Origin of the sequence: Neobacillus sp. GCM10023253, from assembly GCF_042653105.1 — a bacterium.
Taxonomy (GTDB): domain Bacteria; phylum Bacillota; class Bacilli; order Bacillales; family Cytobacillaceae; genus Neobacillus; species Neobacillus citreus.
Genome location: NZ_JBHSHV010000027.1, coordinates 1 through 24,769, shown reverse-complemented (window position 1 = coordinate 24,769; position 24,769 = coordinate 1). Strand labels below are relative to the sequence as shown.

The window sequence follows — 24,769 nt, the reverse complement described above, 5'->3', positions numbered from 1 at the left end:
GGGAGCCCCTCTTTGGTGATTATATTTTTTCAATTGCAACTAGACAATCGTATAAAGTACTTCCGAGCCCATTGTCAGACTCTCTGCTGGAGGTTAGGTTATTAACAGACCCGCCAAATTCTTTCCAAATTCCTTCATCGATATTAATCGTATTCGGATGGGCCGTTACCAAAATGGACACATAACCCTTTACTTCACCACGGTCATTCCAAACCCTTACATAATCATCGGGTTGCAAGCCATGAGCGTCAGCGATATTTTGCGCTACTTCCACTTTCAATTTAATTTTTCCACCCAATAAATGATAGTTCTGTGAGTGGTTTGACCGCAGTGGGTGAATCGTTAGCAGACTGTAAGGGAATTTTCCTGCCAAGCTTGGATTAGACCATTTAGACTCATCCGGTACGGCCAGCTTCAGCAAACCGCCAGCCCCTTTTTGTTTCCCTGTCTGAGAGGTAAATTCGAATTTTCCCGACGGTGTTTGAAACTTCCGGTCCTGCCAAGGAATTTTCTGTACGGGTAACTCTAACGCATGCTGTTCTTTTAACCTTTCCAGCGTAAATCCTTTGCCTGCTAATGTTTTTAAAGTCAGCTTCAGCCATTCATCCCTTGATAAATCAAAATCCTCACCAAACCCAAGCCGGTCAGCTAACCGCGCCCATATCCATAAATCCGGTTTGGCCTCCCCTGGGGCCTCAACTAGTTTTGGTCCGTAATTGACATAATGATGGTACATCGATGAATAGTAGAAATCTTCTTCTTCAAAGACGGTTGTTACAGGAAGAATATAGTCAGCAAGCTTGGCCGTGTCGGTCATATATTGCTCCATCACAACAAGCGTTTCAACAGATGAAAATGCCTTTGTCACTACGGTTGAATCAGGGACTTGGGTCAACGGATTCCCGCATGTAACGAAAATCATTTTAATCTCTGGGTTCACAGCCGACAAAATTCCTTCTGCCTGTTTCATGATTGAAAATAAGCGGTGCTTTTGCCTGCGGCTTGACAAGGTTAATTCTGTAAAATCAAAGCTTTGTCCAACTTGAAGATTGGCATAGTTGGCACCGCCGCCTGGAATTCCGATATTCCCGCTTACTGCAGCAAGGGCGTCAATCAAGCGAATCGTATTGCCGCCATTTTGGTACCGCTGCAGGCCAAGACCCATAAAAGTAGCTGTAGGTTTATCAGCATAAAGATATGCTAGCTCTGTTATGTTTTCTCGGGAAACTTCCGTCATTTCACTGATGGTTTCTATAGAGACTCCATCAAGAAGTTTCATTAAATCAGCAAAGCCAAACGTAAAGTCCTCGATAAAACTTCGGTCTTCCAGGCCTAAACGAAGCATTTCCTTGATAATTCCAGCGGCTAATATACCGTCCATTCCCGGTTTTATCGTTATATGTTTATCAGCAATTTTTCCTGTTGCGTTAAAGAGCGGGTCAATCACATATAGCTTGGCGCCCTGCTTTTTCACTTCCAAAAGCTTTTCGTAAAAATGCATATTAGTCCGGGCAGCATTTCTCCCCCATATAATGATATTTTTACTGTTAATAATATCATTTGGTTCATGGCTCCAGGCATTGCCGAAATCCCATTTCTGCGCTTCGATTCCAGAGCCCCAGCACAGGGAACCATAAAGTTCGGTAACGCCGCCATAACAATTAAAAAAGCGCTGGTCGAGATTTTTCAAAATGCCGTTATTAGCGTAGTCATGGCTGTGAAGCACAGCCGTTGTTCCAAAACGTTCCTTTATATCGTGTAATTTAGCTGCTATTTCATCCAGGGCCTGCCCCCAAGAAATCTGCTCAAATTTTCCATTTATCTTTTTTAAAGGGTGCAAGAGCCTTTCTGGTGAATTCGTTCTTGTTTCAAGCAGCCGGCCTCGGCCGCAAATCTTCCCCTTTGTGATCGGATGGTCAGGATCTCCTTCCACCTTTACCACTCGGTCATTTTCCAACGTAACCTTTAAACCGCAGCTATCCCAGCAGTTCAATGGACACGCAGCCTTGACAACTGTTTGAGCCAATTTCCCCACCCCCAAACTGTGAATCTACTATTTCAACTTTAATATTAAGGATAATACACGTTAATAAAAAAAAGAAGCATGAAATATTATCCTTCATGCTTCACAAGAATCTTCTTCATTTTCCGGGAAAATTCCCTTCTTGGGATGAGAACACTATGCCCGCAGCCTTCGCACTTAATCCGGATATCCATTCCCATCCGAATGATTTTCCAGCGATTGGTTCCGCATGGGTGCTGCTTCTTCATCTCAACAATATCATTAATCCCATATTCTTTTTCTTCCATTTCTATCACCATCCTTTAAACTCCAGTTACTGGATCCTTTGATAGCATCACAACACGTGGATAGGAAATATCAATTCCATTCTGGTCTAATTCCAGCTTAATATCTTTCCGCATGTTCCTGGCAAGTGCCGCGTGTTGCATCGGTTGTGTTTCAGCAACAATCCGTAAGGTGACTTCTGCTGGGCCAAGATTTTGTACGCCAAGAAGTTCTGGGCGCTTCACTAATTCACCATACCTTTCCGGCATTGTTTCCAAGAGACCTTCAATGACCCGCTGTGCCTTTTCTATATCCTCTTTATAAGGAATGGCAATATCTACAACAGCGACACTATTATTTATTGAGAAGTTCGTTACTTCTAAAATGCTTCCATTAGGGATAATATGAACTTCGCCTGTCCAACTTTTAATTTTTGTTGTCCTTAATCCAATTGTTTCGACATTTCCTTCAAACTGGCCAATCCTCACATGATCTCCTACCGAAAACTGATCTTCAAAAATAATAAAGAAGCCGGTAATAACATCTTTTACTAAACTTTGCGCACCAAACCCTACCGCTAAACCAACAATTCCTGCACCTGCAAGCAGAGCCTTGACATCAATGTTCATAACCGAAAGAATCGTTAGGAAAGCAATAAAATAAACCACATAAGATAGAATATTATCCAGAAGCTTGGACAATGTTTCTTCGCGCCGGACATTTGTTCTTAGCGGGGAGATGTTTCTAATTTTAAAGATATTATGAATCATTACTTTTCCAAACCGAATTAATAATTGTGCCACAATAATAATAGCAATGATTTTAAGAATGCCTTCACCAAAGGTCAGCCATGTATCTTCATTTTGCAATTTGGCAATGATTTTTTTTAATCCTTTTTCTGTAATACTCATTAAGACACCTTCCTTTAAGCTAACAACTGCCATTACTATTTTAACAATTTTTCAAAAGAGTTAATAGCCATCTGAATTTTTCTTTTTCTGTTTGGATATGTATAGTTTCTCTAAATTTTCCGTATACTGTTAAGGCAGATGAGCGAAAAGATTTAGGGAGTGGACTTAATGAATCTGAAAGCTTTCATGTTTGATAGGAAGGCTAAGACGCAGTTCATGCATGATGACCTGCATGCCGATGAAAGTTTAGCTGATGAACTGCTTCAACATATTCCGTCAGTAACAAGCCGTCCCATTGTTTTTGTTTGCATTGGTACTGACCGCTCAACAGGAGATTCATTAGGGCCACTTGTTGGGACGTTATTGGAGGAGAAGAAGCTCGAATCCTTTTATGTGTATGGAACTTTAGATGAGCCAGTTCATGCTGTTAATTTAGCAGATAGACTGGAGGAAATAAAAACCTTACATTCAGACCCCTATATTATCGGTATAGATGCCTGCCTTGGCCGCAATAAAAATGTTGGTGCCATTCAGGTGGGTCAAGGTCCTGTTAAACCAGGGGCAGGGGTGAATAAGGAACTGCCGCCGGTTGGCGAGCTTCATATAACCGGAATTGTGAATGTCAGCGGGTTTATGGAGTTTTATGTATTGCAAAATACCCGTCTAAATTTAGTTATGAAAATGGCCAAAACCATTGCAAATGGAATTTACCAGGCTGGCCTGCTGTACAATAAACAAAGCTGGACGAACCTGGAATGGATAGAGGAAGAGAAAACAAATTAAGAGCAACGGATCATTTTCCATTGCTCTTTTTATTTTAGCTAATAAGAAAGTATAAACTTTCTTAACGCATAAGTGCAACTACGCCTCATGAACCGCCCTTAGGGGCTAGCCAATCTGCGACTTTTCTTTATAAATATTGATGGTAGTTATATAAAATCGTCACAATCACTCCGGTCACCAGTATCGCAGGGAGGAGGTTGGCGACTTTGATTTTGGTTATGCCTGTAAGATTTAATCCGATAGCAAAAATCATGATACCGCCGACTGCAGTCATTTCAACAATAAACTGGTCCATCAAGGCCTTCGGGACAAACCTGTCGATTTGAGTGGCGAATAGCGCAATCAATCCTTGATACAGCACGACTGGAATAGCAGAAAAAATAACGCCTATTCCCAATGTCGTAGTTAAGATTAAGGCGGTAAAACCGTCGATTAAGGCCTTTGTATAAAGAACATCATGGTCGCCGCGGATCCCGCTGTCAAGTGCCCCGATAATGGCCATGGCGCCAATTACAAAAATTAACGTAGCTGTGACAAAGCCTTCAGCAATACTGCCCTTTCCGTTTGAACCAACCTTATTTTCCAGCCAGCCGCCAAGGTCATTTAATTTTTCTTCAAGCTTTAGAAGCTCGCCAAACACCGCCCCTACAACAAGACTGATAATCACAATTAGGAAATTTTCACTTTTTAAACCCATCTGTAAGCCTAAAACCATGACCGATAAGCCAATTGCATACATGACGGTTGTTTTCATGCTTTCCGGAATGCGGTTTAACAACTTACCCAGAAGGGTACCAACAACAATTAACAATCCATTTACTAGTGTGCCTAACAAAAACATGCTGTCCTCACCTTTTTTCTCTATTATGAAAAGGGATCTCTAAAAAAATAAACCATCCCGAAGATGGCTTAATCTGTATCATCCGGTCCCAAAAGCGATAGAATTCGTTCCAAATCGTCCTGGGAGAAAAATTCAATTTCAATTTTCCCTTTATTCTTGTTTTGTTTAATGTGCACTGATGTTCCAAACCGTTCCCTTAATGAATGCTCCCGTTCTTTAATAAAGACATCCTTTTTCTTATCCGGATTTTTTGTTTCACGTGGAACATTTTCATTTAGCTGCTGAATTAGTTTTTCAAGCTGCCTTACGTTTAATGATTCCTTAACCACCTTTTCGACTACTGCCGAAAGCTTTGCCTTTTGGCGAAGACCAAGCAAGGCACGGCCATGTCCCATCGTTATTTTCCCTTCAGAAATCAACGCTTGAATGTTTGCTGGCAGGGACAATAGACGGATATGGTTAGCTACATGCGGCCGGCTTTTTCCAAGACGTTTGGCTACTTCTTCCTGGGTCAATTTCAGCTTATCCATCAGGTTGTTGTAGGCTTGTCCTTCTTCAATTGGATTTAAATCCTCCCGCTGAAGGTTTTCAAGGACGGCTAATTCCATCATTTGCTGCTCAGAAAGCTCTCGCACTACAGCTGGGACGGTTTCAAGCTTTGCTTCTTTTGCAGCCCTAAACCTGCGTTCCCCTACAACAATTTCAAAGCCCTTTATACTTTTTCTTACAATAATCGGCTGCAGGATTCCATGTTCTAAAATGGAAGCTTTCAATTCTTCAATGGCTTCTGGTTGGAAATGCTTGCGAGGCTGGTAGGGGTTTGGACGTAAATCCTTTAGTTTAATTTCTTGGATTGTCTCCTCTTTGCCAGCTTCCATTGTAAAAAATGCATTCAGGCCTTTTCCTAAGCCTTTAGCCATGCGAGACCACTTCCTTTGCTAAATCTAAATATACTTCAGCGCCCCGGGACCTGGCATCATAATTAATGATTGGTTCCCCATGGCTTGGAGCCTCACTTAGACGAACGTTTCTTGGAATAATGGTTTTATACACTTTATCCTGGAAGTACTTCTTCACTTCCTCAATGACCTGGATCCCAAGATTAGTTCTTGCATCTAGCATTGTTAATAATACGCCTTCGATTTTTAGATCTTGATTCAAGTGCTTTTGCACCAGCCTTACCGTGTTCAATAATTGACTTAATCCCTCCAAGGCATAATATTCACACTGTACAGGGATTAGCACGGCATCAGATGCTGTTAAAGCATTAATCGTCAATAAACCTAATGATGGCGGACAATCGATGATTACATAATCAAATTGATCTTTCACCTCTTCCAAAGCTCGTTTTAAACGAACCTCTCTGGAAATGGTCGGCACCAACTCAATTTCAGCCCCTGCCAGCTGGATCGTGGCCGGGATAGCGTATAAATTTTCCACGGCTGTCGGCTTAATGACTTCCTTCGCTTCCACATCATCTACTAAAACATCGTATATACACTGGTCGACTTCTGCTTTTTCAATACCAATTCCGCTAGTTGCATTTCCTTGAGGGTCAATATCTACTAATAAGACCCGTTTTCCTATATGTGCTAAGCAGGCGCCCAGGTTGACAGAAGTAGTCGTTTTACCGACTCCGCCTTTCTGATTCGCGATTGCAAGGATTTTACCCACGATGTCACCTACCCTTTAATTCTCCCAAAATTTAAATCTCATATTCTATTAAAATGCCCTTATTTTGACATTATCCACCAAATGATATGGAAAGTCCATTCCTTTATTTTATCATGAAATTCGGCAGATTTTGTTTTTTTTCAAAAAATAATACAGCCAGGGCGAATACATATTTTTCCCTTAACTGGATATTACCGGGGTTACTGGGGATTATTGTAAAAACAAAAAGAACCAAACAAAAAATTGTCTGGTTCTTACCATTTTAGTTTATATTATTTTTTCTTGGGAATGCGAATTGTAAATTGATAGAAATCCTCAAATTCCTCTTCTTCAGAATTCAGGTTAATTCCGCTGTCAGAAACCATTGATAACGATTGGCGGATGGTATTGACAGCAATTCGCATATCTTTGCTGAAAGCCTTCCGCTTTGCTTTCGGCTTTTCATTTTTTTCCTCTAGCAGTTTGAATACCCGGTCTTCCGTCTGTTTAACGTTCAAGTTTCTCTCGATTATTTCTGTAAGCAAAGCCACTTGCTTTTCTGGATCCTTAAGCGGAATAAGGGCGCGGGCATGGCGCTCGGTAATCGTCTTATTTAATAAAGCATCCTGAATAGGCTGAGATAATTTAAGAAGACGCAGCTTGTTGGCAACGGTTGACTGCCCCTTGCCAAGGCGTTGAGCCAAAGCCTCCTGTGTGAGGTTGTGAAGCTCAAGCAGCTTGCTATAAGCAATCGCCTCTTCAATCGGCGATAGCTCTTCCCGCTGAAGGTTTTCAATAAGAGCAACGGAAGCGGTTTGCGAATCGTTTAAATTTTTTACAATAGCCGGAGCTTCATCCCAACCTAATTTCTTCATCGCCCGCCAGCGGCGTTCCCCAGCGATAATTTCATATTGGCCTGAAGCAAACTCTCTTACAACAATTGGCTGTATAATACCATGTGTATGAATGGTTCTGGATAATTCCTCAATTTTCTCTTCATCAAAAACTGTTCGCGGCTGAAATCGGTTAGGAACAATTTGGTCTATCGGTATTTTCTTAATTTCTTCGTTTCTCTCTATATTCAGCTCTTCTTCAAGCTCAACAGTTTGTTCTCCCTTATCAGCAAAGCCAAAAAAGCGTGTAAATGAATTTTTCATCCCCGACACCACCTTTACGAAAAACTCCCTTTTACTTATTCTCTATGTCGATATATTCTTCCTGCCTAGGATATCATTTTTATCGCAAAATTGTCAGCCCTAAGAAATATCCAATCCCATCCGAACTTTCAAATTCACCTATTCAATTGGGGTTTTTCCAGGAACACCCGGCTTACGCGGGTATTTTTTGGGCGTTTGTTTTTCTTTTTTAATGATGATGATCGTTCTGTCGAATTCCTCAATCGGCAGGTTAAAGGTATGAGAGTTGATGAGTTTGCCGCCAAGTGCTGCAATTGCCTTTTGGCCCGTTTTTAATTCTTCCTCCGCATTAACTGCTTTTAATGCCAGGAAGTGACCGCCGACTTTGACAAGCGGAAGGCAAAGCTCACTTAACACAGACATTCTGGCAACCGCTCTCGCTGTCACCACATCAAAGCTTTCCCGATAGTTTGGATTGACACCAAACGTTTCCGCACGGTCATGGACGAATTGAACCTTTTCTAAATTTAATGTAGCTGCTAGGTGATTTAAAAATGTGATCCGCTTATTTAGCGAGTCAACAATCGTTACATCAATATGAGGAAAGGCAATTTTTAACGGAATGCTCGGAAATCCAGCGCCTGCCCCAACATCACAAAGGCGAAATGGTTTGGTAAAGTCGAAATAAAACGCTGCTGAAATGGAATCATAAAAATGCTTTAAATAGACTTCGCTTTTTTCCGTTATTGCCGTTAAGTTCATTTTTTCATTCCACTCAACCAGCGTTTCATAATACTTTTCAAACTGGCCAAGCTGGGTGCTGTTTAGGGCAATTCCTTTTTCCTTTAAACTTGTTTCGAATTGTTCGATATTCATAAAAGTTCCTTCCTCACTCCATTATTCATTGGCGATTCTGGCAATCCGTCCTTGTTCCAAATAAACAAGCAAAATAGAAATATCCGCCGGATTTACCCCTGAAATTCTGGAAGCCTGAGCGAGTGTTAACGGCCTGATTTTCTTCAGCTTTTGCTTTGCTTCTGTTGCTAACCCACTAATGGCATCGTAGTCGATATTTTCTGGTATCTTCTTATCTTCCATTTTCTTTAACCGCTCAACCTGCTGCAATGATTTTTCAATATAGCCTTCGTACTTAATTTGGATTTCCACCTGTTCCTTGACTTCATCATCTATAGGAACTTCTGACTTCGTCAATGTCTCAAGCAGTTCATACGTCATTTCCGGTCTTTTCAATAAATCGGAGGCTCTGATTCCATCTTTTAATTCGCTGCCGCCTGTGTTTCTGATTAATTCTTGGACTTCCGCAGAAGGTTTTAAAATAACAGAACGCAATCTTTCCTTTTCCGCTTCAACAGCTGCCTTTTTAGCTAAAAATGCTTGATACCGTTCATCGCGAATCATGCCAATTTTGTGCCCTATTTCGGTTAATCTCAAATCGGCATTATCATGACGAAGTAAGAGGCGATATTCTGCCCGTGAAGTTAACAGGCGGTATGGTTCATTCGTACCCTTTGTAATTAAATCATCAATCAGTACACCAATATATGCTTCGGATCTGCTTAGTACAAGCTCTTCGCGGCCAAGTGCATTTAAGCCGGCATTAATTCCCGCCATTAAACCTTGTCCTGCTGCTTCCTCATAGCCTGATGTTCCATTAATTTGCCCGGCAGTATAAAGATTTTTAACCACTTTTGTCTCTAAAGTCGGCCACAGCTGTGTTGGAACGATGGCATCGTACTCAATTGCGTAACCAGCCCGCATCATTTGGGCGTTTTCAAGTCCTGGGACGGTTTTAATGATTTGCTGCTGTACATCTTCAGGAAGACTTGTCGATAATCCCTGGACATACACTTCCTTTGTATTTCTTCCTTCCGGCTCCAGGAAAATTTGATGGCGCGGCTTGTCATTAAAGCGAACCACTTTATCCTCGATGGATGGGCAATAACGCGGACCTGTTCCTTTGATCATCCCTGAGAACATCGGTGAACGATGAAGGTTTTGGTCAATGATGGAATGTGTTTGATCATTTGTATAGGTTAACCAGCATGGAAGCTGATCGGTAATGTATTTTGTTGTTTCATAAGAGAATGCCCTCGGCTCTTCATCGCCAGGCTGAATCTCCGTTTTGCTGTAATCAATGGTGTTACTGTTTACCCTTGGTGGTGTTCCTGTTTTAAAGCGGACCAGCTCAAAGCCAAGCTGTTCTAAATGCTCTGACAGCTTGATGGATGGCTGCTGGTTGTTCGGGCCGCTGGAATATTTTAATTCGCCAATGATAATCTCACCGCGAAGGAATGTCCCTGTTGTAATAACAACGGTTTTCGAACGGTATACTGCACCCGTTTTGGTAACTACACCTGTGCAAATTCCGTCTTCGACAATCAATTGCTCAACCATACCTTGAATTAACGTTAAGTTGGTTTCCTCTTCCAAGGTCTTTTTCATTTCATGCTGGTAGGCAAATTTATCGGCCTGGGCCCTAAGTGCACGGACGGCTGGACCTTTACCTGTGTTCAGCATTCTGATTTGAATAAGGGTTTTATCGATATTTTTGGCCATTTCCCCGCCAAGTGCATCAATTTCCCGGACCACGATACCTTTTGCCGGCCCTCCGACTGAAGGGTTACATGGCATGAATGCCACCATATCCAGATTGATGGTAATCATTAAGGTTTTCGCACCCAGTCTTGCCGCCGCGAGGCCCGCCTCACAACCGGCGTGACCGGCCCCAACGACAATGACGTCGTAATTTCCTGCTTCGTATTGCATGGTTTTCCTCCTTTTCCGTTTTTCAAACGGAAAAATTACTCTATATTGTATATCCATATTAATCGACGTTTTTATATCCGCCAAATACTGTTAAATATCCGCGGAATTCCATCGTATATCCGCCGAATTTTAGTTTTAATCCGCCAAACTTCAATGGATATCCGCCGAGTTCACTATTTTATCCGCCAAACCGCTATAAACAATGATAGCTGAAGCCTCATCTTACCCCTGGCAGGCCGCATCGCCGCACTGCGGTCTTACTTTCCTAAGCAGAACTGCGAAAATAACTGGTCAATTAGACTTTCATGGACGCTGTCACCGATAATTTCCCCGAGCAGCTCCCATGTTCTTGTTAAATCAATTTGCACAATATCGATAGGCGTCCCAATTTCCACACCTTCAATCGCTTCCTCTATGGCCCGTGAACTTTGATTCAACAGCGCAATATGGCGAGTGTTAGAAACGTAAGTGGCATCCTTCGCTTCAATTGAACCGGCAAAGAATAAAGCAGCGATTGCTTCCTCCAGTTCATCAACGCCGCGGTCTTCCAATAGAGATGTCGTGACAATCCTATGGTCTTTTGCCAATTCCTTAACCCGGTTCATATCAATTTGTTGTGGCAGGTCAGTTTTGTTGACAATCACAATTACATCCATTCCGTTAACTGCTTCAAAAAGATTTTCATCCTCTTTTGTCAGTTGATCGGAATAGTTTAACACCAGCAATATAAGGTCCGCCTCTTTTAAAACCTGGCGGGAACGCTCGACGCCGATCCGTTCAACGATATCTTCCGTTTCCCTGATACCAGCTGTATCCAATAACCTTAGCGGCACACCGCGGACATTTACATACTCTTCGATAACGTCCCGTGTTGTCCCTGGAATATCTGTGACAATCGCTTTATTCTCCTGAACAAGACTATTCAATAAAGAGGATTTTCCAACATTAGGCCGGCCGACAATTACTGTCGACAACCCTTCACGTAAAATCTTTCCCTGCTGGGAGGTTTGCAACAGTTTATTTAATTCTTCCCTTACATAATGAGCCTTCGGCAAAAGCATTGTATGTGTCATCTCTTCTACGTCATCATATTCCGGGTAGTCAATATTCACTTCAATGTGGGCAAGAATTTCAAGAATCTCCTGTCTTAACCTGCGAATCAGCTTGGAAAGACGACCTTCCATTTGTCCTAAGGCGACATTCATCGCCCGGTCAGTTTTTGCCCGGATTAAATCAATGACTGCTTCCGCCTGTGATAAATCAATCCGTCCATTTAGAAAAGCACGTTTCGTAAATTCCCCTGGCTCGGCAAGTCTTGCGCCGCTATTTAAGACAAGCTGCAGCACCCGATTGACGGAGACGAGTCCACCGTGACAGTTAATTTCCACTACATCCTCTTTTGTAAAAGTCTTCGGGCCCTTCATCAAGGAGATCATAACCTCTTCAGCCACTTGGCCGCTTTTCGGATCAATGATATGACCATAATGAATTGTATGGGAGGACATTTCCGCCAATTTCTTTCCGCTGACACTTCTAAATAGCTTATCTGCAATTGGAATGGCTTCATTTCCGCTCAATCGTACAATCGCAATGGCTCCCTCCCCTATCGGTGTCGATATGGCCGCAATTGTATCAAACTCCATTTTTTTCACCTCGCAAGCATTACAATATTTATATAAAGTTTCGATTTCGATACAAAATAATAGAATACCACAAAAAAGCCAGCCTTTGCAGTTAACTGGCTGGAATTATCCACACTTGATAATACCTTGTATTATTTTAACTTATCCACATGTGAATAACAATAAAACACATTTTCACAAAGAAAAAGTTATTCACAGCGATTTTTTTAAAAAAACTGCCAAAAAGGCTGTTGATTTCCGCTCCAAGGGTTTTATATTTTTCTTTTCATAATAAAAAAACACCCTGCCTTTTGGCAGGATGTTATCTTGTTCTCACTGGTGAAATTACAATATGGCGATGGGGTTCTGTTCCATCGGAAGAGGTTTTGACCCGTTTATTTTCGGATAAGGCAGTATGAATAACTTTACGCTCGTAGGATGGCATTGGTTCAAGAGCGACGTCTTTTCCTGTTTGAACGGCTTTTTGCGCCAGGCGGTTGGCCAGCTGGATGAGTGTTTCATTTCGTCTGTTTCGATAATCCTCAGCATCCAGAATCACGGTAAAGTATTGCTCCGAATGGCGGTTTATCACTAATTGCGTCAAATATTGAAGAGAGTTGAGTGTTTGTCCCCGCTTCCCAATAAGCAGCGCAATTTTCTCGCCTGTCATAACAAACAGCACCTGCTTACCATCGCGCTTCACATCAATACTTACAGGTGCACCCATTTGTTCGCCGACTTGCATCAGAAATTTCTTAGCTTCTTCAATCGGGTCATGGATTACGGTCACCTTTACTACCGCCGGCCGTGATCCGAAAATGCCAAAAATCCCTTTCTTACCTTCATCAATGATGTTTATTTCAGTGCGGTCCTTTGAAGTCTTTAATTGAGCTAAAGCTGATTCTACTGCTTCTTCGACGGTTTGTCCTGTAGCAGTTACCTGTTTCACTTTTTTGCTCCTCCCGCATTACCGGATGTCTGCGCCTTTAAATCCGGTCCTTTAATAAAATAGGTTTGCACAATCATGAAAATATTTCCGACAACCCAATACAAGGAAAGAGCTGCTGGGAAGTTGAAAGCAAAAATTACAATCATAATTGGCATCATCCAAAGCATCATCGCCATTTGCGGATTCTGCTCCTGACCCGCCATCATGATTTTTTGCTGAATAAATGTAGTGATCCCCGCAACGATTGGCAGGATATAATATGGATCCTTTTCACCAAGGTCAAACCAAAGGAAGCTATCCTGAGCAATTTCTCTTGTTCTCGAAATCGCATGATAAAACCCAATTAAAATCGGCATTTGAACGATTAACGGAAAACAGCCCGCCATTGGGTTAACCCCATGTTTTTGGAAAAGAGCCATCGTCTCCTGCTGGAGCTTTTGCTGTGTTTTTGCATCTTTTGAACTGTATTTCTCACGAAGCTTTTTCATTTCCGGCTGCAAAGCCTGCATTGCTTTTGAGCTTTTTGTCTGTTTAATCATCAGCGGCAGGATCACCAGGCGGATTAGAATAGTAACAACGATAATCGATAATCCAAAGTTTCCACCAAGTAAATAAGCCATTTCTTTAATCAGCCATGATAATGGATAAACAATATATTCATTCCAAAAACCTGTGCTCTCTTCTGTAATCGGTTTATTGAATTCACTGCAGCCAGTCAGCAGCAGGAATACAGAAAGCAGTCCGAATAACAATAATATTCGTTTGTTCAACCAGTTTTTCCTCCTTGTTCCTTTATAATAGATAATTGCTTGTCCTCTTTTTTATGTATTTCCCCCGATGCTATGTTTCAAAGGATATTTTATCATTTTTTTACAGGTTATGTGTGTTCAATTTGTGCTGAATTTGGCTAGTTCCTTAACAATTATCACCTAATCATTTTTTCTTAAAACCTTACCAACTTTTAATACATGGGTTAGACTGCTTTTGATCTCAAAAAAGTCCATTTCGCTGGCAGGCTTCCTGGCGATAATCACATAATCATTTCCTGGCGTTAATTGTTCTTTCAGCTCGAAAATTGCTTGCCTGACATATCTTTTAATTTGATTTCTTGTTACGGCATTGCCTAGCTTTTTGCTGACAGACAATCCAATTCGAAAATGGCTCTGTCCTTCTTTTTCTAATGAATAGACAACAAATTGCCGGTTGGCAAAAGAACGACCCTTTTGAAAAACCACTTGAAAGTCCTGATTCTTTTTAATTCGGAGCTCCTTTTTCATAAAATCGAACAGTCCTCCTTATTCTAAAGGCCCTGTTAAACAGGTCTGTTGATTTCCGCTCCAGGCGCAAGCAGTTCGAGGGTAGGGTTGTCAGGGAGCCCTCCTTGTCGGTTTGCACCTTGGGGTCTCCCCTATCCCATAACTCCCGCAGGAGTCTTCGCGCCTTCCGCTCCAATCAACGTTGTTCTGAATCAAAAAGCGTTTTTTTAGCTAATAAGAAAGTATAAATTCAACTACGCCTCATGAACCGTCCTAGCGGACTTGCCAATCGGCGAGTTTCCATTTATAAAGTGATTTAAAAAAAGACCACTGAGACGTTTCAGTGGTCTAAGCTGATAATACTTTTCTTCCTTTACGGCGACGGCGAGCAAGAACTTTACGTCCGTTTGCTGAACTCATGCGGCTGCGGAAACCGTGAACTTTGCTGTGCTTACGCTTATTTGGTTGATACGTTCTTTTCATTATATTACACCTCCCAGAGGATAAGCCTATAAATTTAAAACGACAGTCTTACTTATTATAAAGATGTTAACTTTAAATTGTCAACTACTGTCCTAATATTGTTACCTTTTCCCAGATCCCTTTGATTCGGTTCGGTAAGAATTATTTTGCCCGTTTAGATAAAAAATAGCCTGAAGGCTTCTCTCAATCCTCTGTGGATAAAAAATCGACAAATTTCGGACTATCCACACAAGATATTGACAGGATTTTCACAAATTATCAACCTGTGGACAATTTTCATACACAGTCTGCCAGGGTTGTGGATAAATCTCGAAAAACCATTGCAAACCTTGATATTATTTGTTATTATATTTGTGTTTTCACTCTGAATAACTTTGTCACCCTTAATCTTTATCCACAAACTGTGGATAACATGTGGATAGTTTATTCAACGGTTCTGTAAAAACTTGTCCACAAGAGGTGGATATTGTCGAAACTCCACATTATTTCCTTATTATATGTTTTCCACAAGCACTGTTCATATTTTAATAAATTAATAGGTTGTACTCACGGATGAAAAAAATTTTCATACCAAATATTGCACCGAATGAGAGATGAATAATTCAAATAGATAACGTTTCTTAGGAGTTTAACGTCATCGGAGTATTTAATTAAAAAGGAGGGAAACTAGTGGAAAATATTGCGGATCTTTGGCATGCGGCCCTTGCCAATATAGAGAAAAAAATCAGCAAACCAAGCTTTGATACTTGGCTAAAATCAACAAAGGCTCATTCCCTTCAGGGCGATTTGCTTGTCATCACAGCGCCAAATGAGTTTGCCCGCGATTGGCTGGAGGAACGCTATTCTCAGTTGATTTCTGGAATTCTTTACGATATTACAGGGGAAGAATTAGCTGTAAAGTTTATCATTCCGCAAAATCAGAAGGAAGAGGAGCTTGAAATCCCGACACCGCCAAAAAAGGCGAAAAAGGATGATGAGCATAACGATTTTCCTTCCAATATTTTAAATTCAAAATATACATTTGATACTTTTGTAATTGGATCCGGAAACCGCTTTGCCCATGCTGCTTCGCTTGCCGTTGCGGAAGCCCCGGCCAAAGCATACAATCCCTTATTTATTTACGGAGGCGTCGGATTAGGAAAAACGCACTTAATGCATGCGATCGGCCATTATGTTTTAGACCATAATCCTTCAGCTAAAGTAGTTTATTTATCATCAGAAAAATTTACAAATGAATTTATTAACTCGATTCGTGACAACAAGGCTGAGAATTTCCGCAATAAATATCGAAACGTGGATGTCCTCCTTATAGATGATATTCAGTTTTTGGCTGGAAAAGAATCAACCCAGGAGGAATTTTTCCATACCTTTAACAGCCTTCATGAAGAAAGTAAACAAATCGTCATTTCCAGTGACCGGCCGCCAAGAGAAATTCCAACCTTGGAGGACCGCTTGCGTTCACGCTTTGAGTGGGGCTTAATCACAGATATCACCCCTCCAGATTTGGAAACGAGAATTGCCATTTTGCGAAAGAAAGCGAAGGCAGAGGGCCTCGATATTCCTAATGAAGTGATGCTGTATATTGCGAATCAAATTGATTCCAACATTCGTGAGCTTGAAGGGGCACTGATCCGAGTTGTCGCTTATTCTTCGTTAATCAATAAGGATATCAATGCTGATCTGGCAGCGGAGGCATTGAAGGATATTATTCCTTCCTCTAAGCCAAAGGTAATTACCATTCATGATATTCAAAAGATTGTTGGCGAACATTTTAGCATTAAGCTTGAAGACTTTAAGGCGAAAAAGCGGACAAAGTCAATTGCCTTTCCTAGGCAGATTGCCATGTACTTATCTCGTGAATTAACCGATTATTCTTTGCCGAAAATAGGAGAAGAATTCGGCGGCCGTGACCACACCACTGTTATTCATGCTCATGAAAAAATTTCAAAGCTGCTGCTAACTGATTCTCAACTGCAACGGCAAATTAAAGAACTAAATGACCTGTTGAAAATTTAGACCTATTGTGAATAACTTACGAGAATGTATACACAGTCTGTCCACATGTGGATAGGCTGTCTTTCCTTTGAAAAAGTTAGTTATCCACATGTTAACAAGCCCTACTAGTACTTCTACTAATTTTTTTAATAAAATATTATATGTAATTGCATTAAAAAATATTCCTAAAACGGAGGATTTAAACATGAAATTTATAATCCAACGCGACCGCTTAGTTCAAAGTGTCCAGGATGTAATGAAGGCTGTCACATCGAGAACAACCATTCCAATCTTAACGGGGATTAAAATCACCACAACGGACGAGGGAGTAACCTTAACTGGAAGTGATTCTGATATTTCCATTGAATCCTTTATTCCTAAAGAAGACGCCGGCGATGAGATTGTCGAAATTAAACAAACAGGCTCCATTGTTTTGCAGGCGAAGTTCTTTAGCGAAATCGTGAAAAAGCTGCCAACAGATTCTGTCGAAATTGAGGTATTAAACCACCTGCAAACCGTTATTCGTTCCGGTAAATCAGAATTTAACCTGATTGGTTTGGATGCAGAGGAATATCCACACCTGCCACAGATTGAAGAAAATAATAAATTCCATATTGCCACTGACCTATTGAAGGCAATGATCAGACAAACTCATTTTGCGGTGTCCACATCTGAAACACGGCCAATCTTGACAGGTGTAAACTGGCGAATTGAGAATGGCGAATTAACCTGTATTGCAACAGATAGCCATCGCCTTGCACTCCGCAAAGCTAAAGTAGAAATGGAGACGAGTGATAGCTACAACGTTGTCATTCCAGGAAAAAGCCTGAATGAACTTAGCAAAATTATTGATGACTCGAATGAGCAAATTGATATTGTCATTACCGAGAATCAAATTTTGTTTAAAGCAAAGCACCTTTTATTTTTCTCAAGATTGTTGGAAGGAAACTATCCTGATACATCAAGATTGATTCCGAATGAAAGCAAAACGGATGTCACTGTCAACACAAAGGAATTTTTACATGCTATTGATCGTGCTTCCCTTTTAGCACGCGAAGGCAGAAATAATGTGGTTAAGCTTTCTACCATTGAGGGAGGAATCATTGAAATCTCCTCCAATACCCCAGAAATCGGGAAGGTTGTCGAAGAAATCCAAAGTGAATCGATTGAGGGAGAAGATTTAAAAATTTCTTTCAGTGCTAAATACATGATGGATGCGTTGAAGGCTCTTGAAGGAACGGACATTAGAGTGAGCTTTACTGGGGCGATGCGTCCATTCCTGATCCGCCCGCTTCATGATGAAACGATTTTACAGCTTATCTTGCCGGTAAGAACGTACTAAACATATATAAGCTATTATTCATAGGCCGCCTTTTTTCCACTGGCGGCCTTCTTTTTGACAAACATAAGTTTATTTTTGGTTTCCTTTGTAACTGTTCCGTTTTTTTAGTAAAATAAAGTATTGAGACTTTTTAAGAATAAGGTGATGCGGATGCCTGAAAAAATAAAGCTCGAAGCGGAATTTATAACATTGGGACAGTTCTTGCAGATTGCCGATGTTATTTCTACTGGCGGAATGTCCAAGTGGTTCTTAAGTGAGCATGAAGTGTTTATAAATGGCGAACAGGATCAAAGAAGAGGAAGGAAACTTCGCGCCGGTGACAAAGTCCAAATTCCTGGTATTGGAGAATTTGTGATTACCGAATAGCTAAAGGACGAGAAGTCTTATGTATATTGAAGCATTATCGTTAAAAAACTATCGCAATTATGAAGAGTTATTTATTGAATTTGAAAATAAAGTAAATGTCATATTAGGTGAAAATGCTCAAGGCAAAACCAATGTGATGGAATCCATTTATGTTTTGGCCATGGCTAAGTCCCACCGGACCTCTAATGATAAAGAACTTATTCGCTGGGACGAGGAGTATGCTAAAATAGAGGGTAGGGTTCAAAAACAGTACAGCTCATTGCCTTTACAATTAGTTATTTCAAAAAAGGGAAAAAAAGCACGACTTAATCATATTGAGCAGCAGAAGTTAAGCCAGTATGTCGGGAATATGAATGTTGTCATGTTTGCTCCTGAGGATCTTAATTTGGTAAAAGGAAGTCCGCAGGTGCGCAGGCGATTTATTGATATGGAAATTGGCCAGATATCCCCTATTTACTTACATGATATGAGCCAATATCAAAAAATACTTCAACAGCGCAATCATTATCTGAAAATGCTTCAGATAAAAAAACAAACGGACCAAACAATGCTCGAGATCTTAACAGAGCAGTTTATTCAAGTTGCTGTAAAGATTATTGCGAAGAGATTTGAATTCCTTCACTTGCTTGCAAAATGGGCTGGTCCGATTCATAAAGGGATATCAAGAGGCCTGGAAACACTTGAAATCAACTATAAACCTTCCGTAGAGGTATTAGAAGAACAAGAGTTGTCGAAAATGGTAACATGCTTTGAAGAAAAGTTCGGAAAGGTGAAGACAAAAGAAATCGAACGCGGTACTACCCTATTTGGCCCACATCGGGACGATTTATTGTTTTTCGTAAACGGAAGAGATGTGCAAACGTTCGGATCACAAGGACAGCAGCGGACGACTGCACTGTCGGTAAAGCTCGCTGAAATTGAATTAATTCAGGCGGAAATTGGTGAGTATCCTATTTTACTGTTGGATGATGTGTTGTCGGAATTAGATGATTATCGGCAATCGCATTTATTAAATACCATTCAGGGTAAAGTTCAAACCTTTGTTACCACAACCAGTGTTGATGGCATAGACCACCAGACATTAAAGGAAGCCTCAACCTTCCAGGTTTCGTCCGGTATTATTCAGAAAGTAGATTGAGGTGGAACATGTATATTCATATCGGGGAAGATCTCAATATTAGGGCAAAGGATATTATCTCCATATTGGACAAAGATAGTGTGAAAAATTCTGAGTTGGCTGGGGAATTCCTGCAGCGGCATCAGGATAAGGTCATCAACCTCTCAAAAAATCCTTTTAAATCAGTTGTGATTACATTTGACAAAGTGTATTTGTCCCCGATAGCCTCCGGAACGTTAAAAAGACGTTCCAGCCAAATGCATTTACAAGAATTTTAATAGTATAATAATTTTTCAAAAAAATAAGGATTTATTTGGCAGAAAGTGCAGGTGAATCAAGTGACAATGGATCAAAAAGCAGTTCAGGAGCAGGCATATGATGCCAATCAGATACAAGTGTTGGAGGGCCTAGAGGCTGTAAGGAAAAGACCGGGTATGTACATCGGTTCAACAAGCGGCAAAGGGCTTCACCATCTTGTTTGGGAAATCGTTGATAATAGTATTGACGAGGCACTTGCAGGTTACTGTGACGAAATCAATGTCACGATTGAAGAAGATAACAGCATTACGGTAACGGATAACGGGCGCGGTATTCCAGTCGACATCCAAGAAAAAATGGGCAGACCTGCCGTTGAGGTCATTATGACAGTTCTCCATGCCGGAGGAAAGTTTGGCGGCGGAGGTTATAAGGTTTCAGGCGGACTGCACGGTGTTGGTGCATCGGTTGTTAATGCCCTATCTACTGAGCTTGAAGTCTATGTACATCGCGACGGCAAAATTCACGAAATAAAATTTGAACGCGGCAATGTCGCTTCTGAACTAAAGGTGGTCGGAACAACCGACAAAACCGGAACCATCACCCATTTTAGGCCGGACGGAGAAATTTTTACAGAAACACTTGAGTATGAATTTGACATTCTGGCAACACGCCTTCGTGAACTTGCATTCCTTAACCGAGGAATCAAAATCACCATAGAAGATAAGCGTGTCGAAAATAAACGCAATGAGTATCATTATGAGGGCGGAATTAAATCCTATGTGGAGCATTTAAACCGGACAAAAGAGGTCATTCTTGAAGAGCCTATCTACATGGAGGGTGAAAAGGATGGAATCAGCGTTGAGGTTGCCCTGCAATACAATGAAGGCTATACAGATAACATCTACTCATTCGCTAATAATATTCATACGTACGAAGGCGGAACCCACGAATCTGGTTTTAAAACGGCATTAACGAGGGTTATTAACGATTATGCTAGGAAAAACAATCTGATTAAAGAAAGCGATGCAAACCTTTCCGGTGAGGATGTTCGCGAAGGCCTGACAGCGATTGTTTCGATTAAGCATCCGGACCCGCAATTTGAGGGGCAAACGAAAACGAAACTCGGAAATTCTGAAGTCAGGGCGATAACAGATACCGTTTTTGCTCAGCATTTTGAAAAGTTCTTGTTAGAAAATCCGATGGTTGCTAAAAAGATTGTCGATAAAGGTCTAATGGCGGCAAGAGCAAGGCTCGCTGCCAAAAAGGCAAGGGAATTGACCCGCCGCAAGAGTGCACTAGAAGTATCTAGTTTACCCGGGAAATTGGCGGACTGCTCTTCTAAAGACCCATCGGAAAGCGAATTGTATATCGTTGAGGGTGACTCAGCGGGTGGATCGGCGAAACAAGGACGCGACCGTCATTTCCAAGCAATCCTGCCGCTTCGCGGTAAGATTCTGAACGTTGAAAAGGCTCGTCTTGATCGGATTCTTTCCAATAATGAAGTCCGGGCAATGATTACAGCCATTGGCACTGGGATTGGTGAGGATTTTGATATTGGAAAAGCCCGCTATCATAAAGTCATCATCATGACAGATGCGGACGTCGATGGCGCCCATATTCGTACGCTGCTGCTGACCTTCTTTTACCGCTATATGAGGAAAATTATTGAAGCGGGTTATGTATATATCGCCCAGCCCCCTCTTTACAAAGTGCAGCAGGGGAAACGTATAGAATATGCCTATAATGACAAGGAACTTGACAAGGTTTTTGCCGAGCTGCCAAGCCAGCCTAAGCCTAATATTCAGCGCTATAAAGGTTTGGGAGAAATGAATCCTGAACAGTTATGGGAAACAACCATGGATCCAGGTTCGAGAACGATGCTTCAGGTAAGTCTTGAAGATGCGATCGAAGCGGATGACACCTTCGATATGCTGATGGGGGAAAAGGTTGAACCACGCCGGAACTTTATCGAAGAAAACGCTCAATACGTGAAAAACTTAGATATATAACATAAATGAAAACTCGCCGATTGGCGAGTCCGATAGGACGAAGATAGAGATGTAGTTGTATTTATGCGTTAGGAAATTATAATTTGTGGAAATTTATAATTTCCTATTAGCTAAAAAAAGGGAAAAAGGGTAGAGGTGTCCACTATCCTCCTTTTTTATTTTAGGTGACACCCTAATAGGAGGTACCAATTATGGCTGAAACACCAAATTCTCAGGTAAAAGAAATTAATATTAGCCAAGAAATGAAATCTTCGTTTCTTGACTATGCAATGAGTGTTATCGTTTCACGTGCCCTTCCGGATGTTCGTGATGGCCTGAAGCCGGTTCACCGCCGTATTCTTTATGCTATGCACGATCTAGGAATTCATGCGGACAAACCATATAAAAAGTCAGCCCGTATTGTCGGGGATGTTATTGGTAAGTATCACCCGCATGGTGACTCCGCCGTTTATGAAACAATGGTCCGGATGGCGCAGGATTTCAACTATCGCTACATGCTTGTCGATGGCCACGGGAACTTCGGGTCAGTTGACGGTGATGCAGCTGCGGCGATGCGTTACACTGAATCAAGAATGTCGAAAATCTCAATGGAATTATTAAGAGATATTAACAAAGACACGATTGATTATCAAGATAACTATGATGGTGAGGAAAGAGAACCGGTTGTCTTGCCAGCGCGGTTCCCTAACCTATTAGTGAACGGTACAACCGGAATTGCCGTTGGGATGGCAACCAACATCCCGCCTCATCAGCTTGGTGAGACGATCGATGCGGTCTTGGCTGTCAGCCATGACCCTGACATTACCACTCAGGAGCTGATGGAGATCATCCCGGGGCCTGATTTCCCTACTGGAGGGATCATCTTAGGCCGCAGCGGCATCCGCAAGGCTTATGAAACCGGACGGGGCTCCATTACAATAAGGGCTAAAGTGGAAATTGAGCAGAAGTCTAATGGTAAAGAGGTCATTATTGTTAATGAGCTTCCCTACCAGGTAAATAAGGCAAAACTGATTGAAAAAATAGCAGAGTTGGTCCGTGATAAAAAGATTGATGGCATCACTGACTTGCGCGATGAATCAGACCGCCGCGGAATGCGGATTGTCATTGAAGTTCGTAAGGATGCCAACGCCAATGTTCTGCTGAATAATTTATACAAGCAGACGGCCCTGCAAACCAGCTTTGGAATTAACACCCTAGCACTTGTGAATGGACAGCCAAAGGTGCTAAGCCTAAAGCAATGTTTAGTCTATTATTTAGAGCATCAAAAGGTAGTCATTCGCCGCCGTACTGCATTTGAATTGCGTAAGGCCGAAGCAAGGGCACATATTTTAGAAGGTCTGCGGATCGCACTTGACCATATTGACGCTATCATTACGTTAATCCGCAACTCGCAAACGACAGATATCGCCCGTGAAGGGTTAATGACCCAATTTAATCTTTCAGAAAAACAAGCCCAGGCCATCCTTGATATGCGCTTGCAGCGTTTAACAGGCTTGGAAAGAGAAAAGATTGAAGATGAATATCAGGAGCTTGTAAAACTCATTGCAGAGTTAAAAGCCATTTTAGCGGACGAGGAAAAGGTCCTTGAAATTATCCGCGAAGAACTTCTTGAAATAAAAGAACGTTTCAATGATAAACGCCGCACTGAGATCGCAGCAGGCGGAATTGAAAACATTGAGGATGAGGATTTGATTCCACGCGAAAACATCGTCATCTCATTAACCCATAACGGTTATATTAAGCGTCTCCCTGTCTCCACGTACCGCGCACAAAAACGCGGCGGCCGCGGAATCCAAGGTATGGGCACCAATGAGGATGATTTTGTCGAGCATTTGATCACGACTTCAACCCATGATACGATTCTTTTCTTTACGAATAAGGGGAAGGTCTATCGTTCCAAAGGTTACGAAATTCCGGAGTACGGCCGCACGGCGAAAGGCATTCCGATTATCAATCTGCTGGGTATTGAAAAAGGTGAATGGGTAAACGCAATTATCCCTGTTGAAGAATTTGTGGACGATTGGTTCCTGTTCTTTACCACAAAAGAAGGTGTCTCCAAGCGGTCACCGCTGTCATCGTTTGCCCATATCCGGAATAATGGACTTATCGCCATAAGTCTGCGTGAGGGCGATGAGCTTATCTCTGCCCGTATGACTGATGGCAGCAAGCATATTATTATCGGTACAAAAAAAGGTATGCTGATCCGCTTCCCAGAAACAGATGTCCGTTCGATGGGCCGCACCGCTACAGGGGTAAAAGGCATTACCTTGGACAGTGATGATGAGGTTGTCGGCATGGAAGTGCTTGAGGAAGATAATGAAGTGCTGATCGTAACGAAAAATGGCTACGGGAAGCGGACTGCTGCTTCTGAGTACCGCATTCAAGGCCGCGGCGGGAAAGGTATTAAGACGTGCCATATTACAGATAAGAACGGTGAGCTTGTCTCGATGAGAGCGGTAACCGGCGAAGAGGACTTGATGCTGATTACAACAGGCGGGGTCTTGATTCGTATCGATGTAGCCGGCATTTCCAAAATGGGCCGGAATACACAGGGTGTAAAACTAATCAGCCTTGGCGATGAAAAGAATGAATATGTGGCAACTGTAGCTAAAGTAGAAAAAGAAGAAGTCCAGGAAAATGATAATACAGAGGAAACAGAAGAAGACGCATCAGGTGAAAACTCAGATGTGAATATCAATTCTGATGAAGAATAACATAAACGGAGCACTGTAATAGGTGCTCCGTTTGCTATATTTAACAGTACTTTTGAATTTATTATATTTATATAGTAAAAAAATGATTAAAACTTGTTGACTTTAACTTGGACCGGTGGTATATTTATAAAGTCGCTTCTGAGCGATAGAGAAATTGACCTTTGAAAACTAAACAAGCAAAAACGTCAACAAACAATAATATTCGTTTCATTTGAAACGAAGCCAACGTAACATTTTTGAGCTAATCAACTCAACTTTAT

General features: G+C 41.6%; 22 protein-coding genes. 8 read left to right on the top strand and 14 right to left on the bottom strand.

Annotated elements, in window-relative coordinates; genetic code table 11:
- Nucleotides 1-19: 19 nt before the first annotated feature.
- The 3 genes from ACFPA1_RS23690 to ACFPA1_RS23680 form a co-directional block, all read right to left on the bottom strand.
- Entirely contained in the window at nt 20-2,026 is a 2,007-nt protein-coding gene (locus ACFPA1_RS23690) for a molybdopterin-dependent oxidoreductase (RefSeq protein ID WP_378586319.1), read from the bottom strand.
- Nucleotides 2,027-2,112: 86 nt separating this feature from the next.
- A complete protein-coding gene (locus tag ACFPA1_RS23685; RefSeq protein ID WP_213147842.1) occupies nt 2,113-2,310 on the bottom strand; it encodes a DUF951 domain-containing protein in 198 nt (65 codons plus the stop codon).
- Nucleotides 2,311-2,325: 15 nt separating this feature from the next.
- Nucleotides 2,326-3,198: a mechanosensitive ion channel family protein gene (locus ACFPA1_RS23680; RefSeq protein ID WP_378586316.1), complete on the bottom strand. Its 873-nt coding sequence runs from the start codon at nt 3,196-3,198 to the stop codon at nt 2,326-2,328.
- A gap of 168 nt (nt 3,199-3,366) precedes the next feature.
- Here ACFPA1_RS23680 and yyaC point away from each other — a divergent pair, with 168 nt between their 5' ends.
- Nucleotides 3,367-3,981, top strand: coding sequence for a spore protease YyaC (gene yyaC / locus ACFPA1_RS23675; RefSeq protein WP_213147840.1), 615 nt, complete (start codon nt 3,367-3,369; stop codon nt 3,979-3,981).
- Nucleotides 3,982-4,108: 127 nt separating this feature from the next.
- On the opposite strand, the gene ACFPA1_RS23670 is transcribed toward yyaC, so the two are convergent.
- The 11 genes from ACFPA1_RS23670 to rpmH form a co-directional block, all read right to left on the bottom strand.
- Nucleotides 4,109-4,822: a DUF554 domain-containing protein gene (locus tag ACFPA1_RS23670; RefSeq protein ID WP_378586312.1), complete on the bottom strand. Its 714-nt coding sequence runs from the start codon at nt 4,820-4,822 to the stop codon at nt 4,109-4,111.
- Nucleotides 4,823-4,890: 68 nt separating this feature from the next.
- A complete protein-coding gene (locus ACFPA1_RS23665) occupies nt 4,891-5,742 on the bottom strand; it encodes a ParB/RepB/Spo0J family partition protein (RefSeq protein WP_378586309.1) in 852 nt (283 codons plus the stop codon).
- Nucleotides 5,735-6,496, bottom strand: a complete 762-nt coding sequence (locus ACFPA1_RS23660; RefSeq protein ID WP_213116960.1) for a ParA family protein — start codon at nt 6,494-6,496, stop codon at nt 5,735-5,737. The genes ACFPA1_RS23665 and ACFPA1_RS23660 overlap by 8 nt, the downstream gene beginning before the upstream one ends.
- Before the next feature lie 272 nt (nt 6,497-6,768).
- A complete protein-coding gene (gene noc, locus ACFPA1_RS23655; RefSeq protein WP_378586305.1) occupies nt 6,769-7,632 on the bottom strand; it encodes a nucleoid occlusion protein in 864 nt (287 codons plus the stop codon).
- 138 nt (nt 7,633-7,770) lie between these two features.
- Nucleotides 7,771-8,487 (bottom strand): 16S rRNA (guanine(527)-N(7))-methyltransferase RsmG, encoded by a 717-nt coding sequence (gene rsmG / locus ACFPA1_RS23650; RefSeq protein ID WP_213147836.1) that lies wholly within the window; start codon nt 8,485-8,487, stop codon nt 7,771-7,773.
- Nucleotides 8,488-8,508: 21 nt separating this feature from the next.
- Nucleotides 8,509-10,398, bottom strand: a complete 1,890-nt coding sequence (gene mnmG, locus ACFPA1_RS23645) for a tRNA uridine-5-carboxymethylaminomethyl(34) synthesis enzyme MnmG (RefSeq protein WP_213147835.1) — start codon at nt 10,396-10,398, stop codon at nt 8,509-8,511.
- A 257-nt stretch (nt 10,399-10,655) separates the two neighbouring features.
- Nucleotides 10,656-12,041 carry a tRNA uridine-5-carboxymethylaminomethyl(34) synthesis GTPase MnmE gene (gene mnmE / locus ACFPA1_RS23640; protein ID WP_378586300.1) on the bottom strand — a complete coding sequence of 462 codons (1,386 nt, stop codon included), beginning with the start codon at nt 12,039-12,041 and terminating at the stop codon, nt 10,656-10,658.
- A 301-nt stretch (nt 12,042-12,342) separates the two neighbouring features.
- Nucleotides 12,343-12,969, bottom strand: a complete 627-nt coding sequence (gene jag / locus ACFPA1_RS23635) for an RNA-binding cell elongation regulator Jag/EloR (RefSeq protein ID WP_378586297.1) — start codon at nt 12,967-12,969, stop codon at nt 12,343-12,345.
- Nucleotides 12,966-13,739 carry a YidC family membrane integrase SpoIIIJ gene (gene spoIIIJ, locus ACFPA1_RS23630; RefSeq protein ID WP_213147832.1) on the bottom strand — a complete coding sequence of 258 codons (774 nt, stop codon included), beginning with the start codon at nt 13,737-13,739 and terminating at the stop codon, nt 12,966-12,968. Before spoIIIJ ends, jag begins: the two co-directional genes overlap by 4 nt.
- A gap of 159 nt (nt 13,740-13,898) precedes the next feature.
- On the bottom strand, nt 13,899-14,246 hold the full coding sequence (rnpA, locus tag ACFPA1_RS23625; protein ID WP_213116953.1) for a ribonuclease P protein component: 348 nt from the start codon (nt 14,244-14,246) through the stop codon (nt 13,899-13,901).
- A gap of 327 nt (nt 14,247-14,573) precedes the next feature.
- Nucleotides 14,574-14,708, bottom strand: a complete 135-nt coding sequence (rpmH, locus tag ACFPA1_RS23620) for a 50S ribosomal protein L34 (protein ID WP_066059809.1) — start codon at nt 14,706-14,708, stop codon at nt 14,574-14,576.
- A 669-nt stretch (nt 14,709-15,377) separates the two neighbouring features.
- Between rpmH and dnaA the strand changes: the two genes are divergently transcribed.
- The 7 genes from dnaA to gyrA all read left to right on the top strand — a co-directional run bounded on the left by dnaA (nt 15,378) and on the right by gyrA (nt 24,509).
- Nucleotides 15,378-16,724: a chromosomal replication initiator protein DnaA gene (dnaA, locus tag ACFPA1_RS23615; RefSeq protein WP_213147831.1), complete on the top strand. Its 1,347-nt coding sequence runs from the start codon at nt 15,378-15,380 to the stop codon at nt 16,722-16,724.
- A 184-nt stretch (nt 16,725-16,908) separates the two neighbouring features.
- The gene (gene dnaN / locus ACFPA1_RS23610) at nt 16,909-18,045 is read left to right on the top strand and encodes a DNA polymerase III subunit beta (protein ID WP_213147830.1); all 1,137 of its coding nucleotides are present in this window, start codon (nt 16,909-16,911) and stop codon (nt 18,043-18,045) included.
- Nucleotides 18,046-18,195: 150 nt separating this feature from the next.
- Entirely contained in the window at nt 18,196-18,411 is a 216-nt protein-coding gene (yaaA, locus tag ACFPA1_RS23605) for a S4 domain-containing protein YaaA (RefSeq protein WP_378586290.1), read from the top strand.
- Between the two features lie 19 nt (nt 18,412-18,430).
- On the top strand, nt 18,431-19,549 hold the full coding sequence (gene recF / locus ACFPA1_RS23600) for a DNA replication/repair protein RecF (protein WP_213147828.1): 1,119 nt from the start codon (nt 18,431-18,433) through the stop codon (nt 19,547-19,549).
- 8 nt (nt 19,550-19,557) lie between these two features.
- Entirely contained in the window at nt 19,558-19,806 is a 249-nt protein-coding gene (remB, locus tag ACFPA1_RS23595) for an extracellular matrix regulator RemB (RefSeq protein ID WP_213116948.1), read from the top strand.
- A gap of 66 nt (nt 19,807-19,872) precedes the next feature.
- Complete coding sequence (gene gyrB, locus ACFPA1_RS23590) at nt 19,873-21,795, top strand: DNA topoisomerase (ATP-hydrolyzing) subunit B (protein WP_213147827.1); 1,923 nt, start codon at nt 19,873-19,875, stop codon at nt 21,793-21,795.
- A 191-nt stretch (nt 21,796-21,986) separates the two neighbouring features.
- A complete protein-coding gene (gene gyrA / locus ACFPA1_RS23585) occupies nt 21,987-24,509 on the top strand; it encodes a DNA gyrase subunit A (RefSeq protein WP_213147826.1) in 2,523 nt (840 codons plus the stop codon).
- Nucleotides 24,510-24,769 lie beyond the last annotated feature (260 nt).

Coding starts and splice junctions, on each gene's coding strand:
- ACFPA1_RS23685 (WP_213147842.1), bottom strand. CDS start 2,310: ATGGAAGAAAAAGAATATGGGATTAATGATATTGTTGAGATGAAGAAG.
- ACFPA1_RS23680 (WP_378586316.1), bottom strand. CDS start 3,198: ATGAGTATTACAGAAAAAGGATTAAAAAAAATCATTGCCAAATTGCAA.
- yyaC (WP_213147840.1), top strand. CDS start 3,367: ATGAATCTGAAAGCTTTCATGTTTGATAGGAAGGCTAAGACGCAGTTC.
- ACFPA1_RS23670 (WP_378586312.1), bottom strand. CDS start 4,822: ATGTTTTTGTTAGGCACACTAGTAAATGGATTGTTAATTGTTGTTGGT.
- ACFPA1_RS23665 (WP_378586309.1), bottom strand. CDS start 5,742: ATGGCTAAAGGCTTAGGAAAAGGCCTGAATGCATTTTTTACAATGGAA.
- noc (WP_378586305.1), bottom strand. CDS start 7,632: ATGAAAAATTCATTTACACGCTTTTTTGGCTTTGCTGATAAGGGAGAA.
- rsmG (WP_213147836.1), bottom strand. CDS start 8,487: ATGAATATCGAACAATTCGAAACAAGTTTAAAGGAAAAAGGAATTGCC.
- mnmG (WP_213147835.1), bottom strand. CDS start 10,398: ATGCAATACGAAGCAGGAAATTACGACGTCATTGTCGTTGGGGCCGGT.
- mnmE (WP_378586300.1), bottom strand. CDS start 12,041: ATGGAGTTTGATACAATTGCGGCCATATCGACACCGATAGGGGAGGGA.
- rnpA (WP_213116953.1), bottom strand. CDS start 14,246: ATGAAAAAGGAGCTCCGAATTAAAAAGAATCAGGACTTTCAAGTGGTT.
- rpmH (WP_066059809.1), bottom strand. CDS start 14,708: ATGAAAAGAACGTATCAACCAAATAAGCGTAAGCACAGCAAAGTTCAC.
- dnaN (WP_213147830.1), top strand. CDS start 16,909: ATGAAATTTATAATCCAACGCGACCGCTTAGTTCAAAGTGTCCAGGAT.
- yaaA (WP_378586290.1), top strand. CDS start 18,196: ATGCCTGAAAAAATAAAGCTCGAAGCGGAATTTATAACATTGGGACAG.
- recF (WP_213147828.1), top strand. CDS start 18,431: ATGTATATTGAAGCATTATCGTTAAAAAACTATCGCAATTATGAAGAG.
- remB (WP_213116948.1), top strand. CDS start 19,558: ATGTATATTCATATCGGGGAAGATCTCAATATTAGGGCAAAGGATATT.
- gyrB (WP_213147827.1), top strand. CDS start 19,873: ATGGATCAAAAAGCAGTTCAGGAGCAGGCATATGATGCCAATCAGATA.
- gyrA (WP_213147826.1), top strand. CDS start 21,987: ATGGCTGAAACACCAAATTCTCAGGTAAAAGAAATTAATATTAGCCAA.